The organism is Streptomyces sp. adm13(2018), from assembly GCF_008042145.1.
Classification (GTDB): domain Bacteria; phylum Actinomycetota; class Actinomycetes; order Streptomycetales; family Streptomycetaceae; genus Streptomyces.
Window position 1 is genome coordinate 1 of sequence record NZ_RDBH01000279.1, and the last position, 3,437, is coordinate 3,437.

Consider the following 3,437-nt stretch of genomic DNA (forward strand, 5'->3'; position numbering starts at 1 on the left):
CGGTCTTCGTCCTCCTCGCGGCCCTCAACACCTGGCTCCTCACCCGGCACGCCCGCCGCGGCCCGGCCGAGGCCGGCCTCGACCGGGCCGCGGCGGGCGTGCCGGGTGAGGAGCCAGGTGTTGAGGGCCGCGAGGAGGACGAAGACCGTCGTGAAGACCGTCAGGGAGAGGCGCATCGTGCCGGGGGAGAGGTCGGAGACCGCGTCCTCGGTCCTGAGCAGGCCGTAGACCACCCAGGGCTGCCGCCCGGACTCCCGAAAGACCCAGCCGCTGATCATCGCGATGTACGGCAGCGGGACGGCCGCCATCAGGACGACATGCCACGGGCGGAACCGGAAGACGGCCTTCCGGAAGGCGGCCAGGATCACCCCGGCGAAGCACAGGTACATCATCAGCGCGAAGCAGATCAGCATCACCAGCGCGCCGCCCCGGGTCCAGGCCTCGGAGGGCACGTAGTCGCCGGGACCGAAACGTTCCGTCAGCTCCGCCTGGACCCGCGCGATCTCCGCCGACTCGCCCCGGAACACGGCCGACTTCATCGGCTGGAAGGCGTCGAGGACGGCGAGCTGCACCCCGCCGAAGACGGCGGTCACCATCAGCGCGGGTGCCGACAGGAACACCCCGATCCGCAGGCTCCGGCCGAAGAACTCCCACTCCGGGCTGCGCCGGAACAGGTGGTAGGCGCTCACCCCCGCCATGAAGAACCCCGCCGTGAGCAGCGCGCCCGCGATGACGTGGCCGAAGGCCAGCAGTGCCGAGGGGTTGGTCAGGACCGCGACCGGGTCGGCGAGGACGAGCTCGCCGTGCTCGGAGCGGTGGCCGACGGGGTGGTTGAGGAAGCCGTTGGAGACGAGGATCCAGTACGCCGAGACGTAGGCGGTGAGGACGACGACCCAGATCGCGGCCAGGTGGGCCCACCGGTTGAGGCGGTGCCAGCCGAAGATCCACAGGCCGAGGAAGGTCGACTCGACGAAGAACGCCACGATCGTCTCGACGGCGAGCGAGGCCCCGAGGATGTTCCCCGCCTCGTGGGTGAGCCCGCTCCACGCCATGCCGAACTGAAACTCCATCACCAGACCGGTGACGATGCCGACCGCGTAGTTGATCACGTACAGCTGGCCCCAGAACCGCACCATGCGCGCGTGCAGCGGCTCGCGGCTGAACGTGGCCCGGGTCTGGAGGACGGCGACGACGGTCGCGAGCCCCAGGGTGAGGGCGACGAACAGGAAGTGGCCGCCCGCCGTGAGGGCGAACTGGAGCCGCGCGAGATCGAGTACGTCCTGGTTCACCCGGTCAGCGTCGGCGTACGACCGGGACCGCGGCGTCACCCCGGGGTGGACAGTGGCCGTACCCCGGGGGTTGTGCCCGGGCACGCGCGCGTACTCCGTGAGTCGCACCGGAGGGTCCGCCGTGCCCCGGGGGCGCCCGGGCCGGGACCCGCCGACCGGCCCTCGGTCAGGCCAGCCAGCCCGGCGTGATCATCCCCGACTCGTACGCCAGGATCACCAGCTGGGCCCGGTCCCGTACCGCCAGTTTCGTCATGATCCGGCTGACGTGGGTCTTGGCGGTCGCGGGGGACAGGACGAGCCGGCCGGCGATCTCGTCGTTGGAGAGCCCGGCGCCGACCAGGCCGAGGACCTCGCGCTCCCGCTCGGTGAGGGCGTTGAGCCGGGGGCTCGGATCCGGCTGCCGGTCGGCCCGGCCCGCGAACTCGGCGATCAGCCGGCGGGTCACGGCCGGCGCGATCAGGGCGTCGCCGCGCGCCACCACCCTGACGGCGTGCAGCAGTTCCATCGGCTCGGTGTCCTTCACCAGGAACCCCGAGGCACCCGCGCGAAGCGCCCCGTACACGTGGTCGTCCGCGTCGAAGGTCGTCAGGATGACCACCCGTACGCCTACGAGCCGTTCGTCGGCGGTGATGCGGCGAGTGGCCTCCAGACCGTCGAGGACCGGCATGCGGATGTCCATCAGGACCACGTCCGGCCGCAGTGCGCGGGCGAGCGCGATGGCCTGCTCGCCGTCGCCGGCCTCTCCGACGACCTCCAGGTCCTCCTCGTCGGAGAGGATCGACCGGAAGCCGGCCCGGACCAGGTTCTGGTCGTCGGCGAGCACGACACGGATCATCGGGGGTCCCTCTCGGCCGCGTCGCGCTCGGACGCGGTGGGTTCGGTGGTGGGCGGTGTGGTCGCCGTGGGTGGTGTGGGCGGTTCGGTCGCCGTGGGTCGTTCGGGGAACGGCAGTCGGGCGTCGACCAGGAAACCGCCGCCCTCGCCGTTCCCGGCGGTCAGTTCGCCGCCCAGCGCGCGGGCCCGCTCGGCCATGCCGCGGACACCGCTGCCGAGCGGCCGGTCCTCCGGCGCGCCCCCGCCGTCGTCCGCGATCCGCAGCCGCACGGCGGCGGCTTCCCAGTCGAGGGTGATGCGGACGGTCCTCGCGCCCGCGTGGCGGGTGACGTTCGTGAGCGACTCCTGCACGATCCGGTACGCGGCCAGGTCGACGGGCGGCGGCAGGGCCACCGCGGTGCCCGTGGCCTCCGTACGGACGTCGAGACCGGCGCCACGCGCGCGGGCGGCGAGGTCGCCGAGGAGCGTGAGCCCCGAGGGGGACGGGGCCGTCGGCGTCGGCTCGTCGGCCCGGCGGAGCACTCCGAGGGTCGCCCGCAGCTCGCGCAGCGCGTCCTTGCTCGTGGACCTGACCGCCTGGAGGGCCTCGGTGGCGGTGGCGAGCCCGGCCTCCGGCGCGGGCCCCTTGCCGAGGCGGTGGAGCGCGGCTCCCGACTGGACGTTGATCAGCGAGATGCTGTGACCGAGCACGTCGTGCACCTCCCGGGCGATCCGCAGCCGCTCCTCGGTGGCGCTCTGCCGGGCCCGCGCCTCCTGCTCCCGTTCGGCGGCCAGCGCCCGCTGCTCCACCTCGTGCAGATAGGCGGCCCGGGTGCGCTGGGCCCGGCCCACCGCCACCAGGCTGATCAGCCAGCCGGCCAGCATGACCAGGGACGTGTCGTCGATCTGCCGGTGCCCGGGCCGCTGCCGGATCTCGCCGAGCCCGACCGCGAGGAGCGTCACGGCGGCCAGCGCGACGGCGGCGGCGAAGCGGCCCTCGGCGGCGGTCGTGTACAGCGCGAGCGCGAAGGCGATCATCAGCGGGCCGTCCTGCGCGGACAGCGGGTAGTAGACGACGCAGGCGAGCAGCGTGACCACGGAGACGGCGACCGGCTGCCGCCGCCGGACGTACAGCGCCCCGCAGCCGACCAGGATCAGCGCCCAGCCGAGCGCCGTCCGGGCGGGGGGCTCGCTCGCGTACCGCGCGGAGACGAGCGTCCAGACGGCGACGACGAGCAGGACGGCACCGGCCACGGCGGCATCGGCGGCCCGTGGCGCGAGACGCCCGCCGTCGGGGGAACGGTGGGGGAGGGGCATGCGTCGAAGGATAGGCGG

The 3,437-nt window shown here is 73.7% G+C and carries 3 protein-coding genes; all 3 read right to left on the minus strand.

The window, feature by feature from the left end; translation table 11 throughout:
- Positions 1-1,289, minus strand: a 1,289-nt coding sequence (locus EAO70_RS36590) for a cytochrome ubiquinol oxidase subunit I (protein WP_261993240.1), incomplete at its 3' end; no start/stop codon positions are given.
- A 166-nt stretch (positions 1,290-1,455) separates the two neighbouring features.
- Positions 1,456-2,124, minus strand: coding sequence for a response regulator (locus EAO70_RS36595; protein ID WP_148007088.1), 669 nt, complete (start codon positions 2,122-2,124; stop codon positions 1,456-1,458).
- Positions 2,121-3,419 carry a sensor histidine kinase gene (locus tag EAO70_RS36600; RefSeq protein WP_148007089.1) on the minus strand — a complete coding sequence of 433 codons (1,299 nt, stop codon included), beginning with the start codon at positions 3,417-3,419 and terminating at the stop codon, positions 2,121-2,123. The genes EAO70_RS36595 and EAO70_RS36600 overlap by 4 nt, the downstream gene beginning before the upstream one ends.
- Between the last annotated feature and the right edge of the window lie 18 nt (positions 3,420-3,437).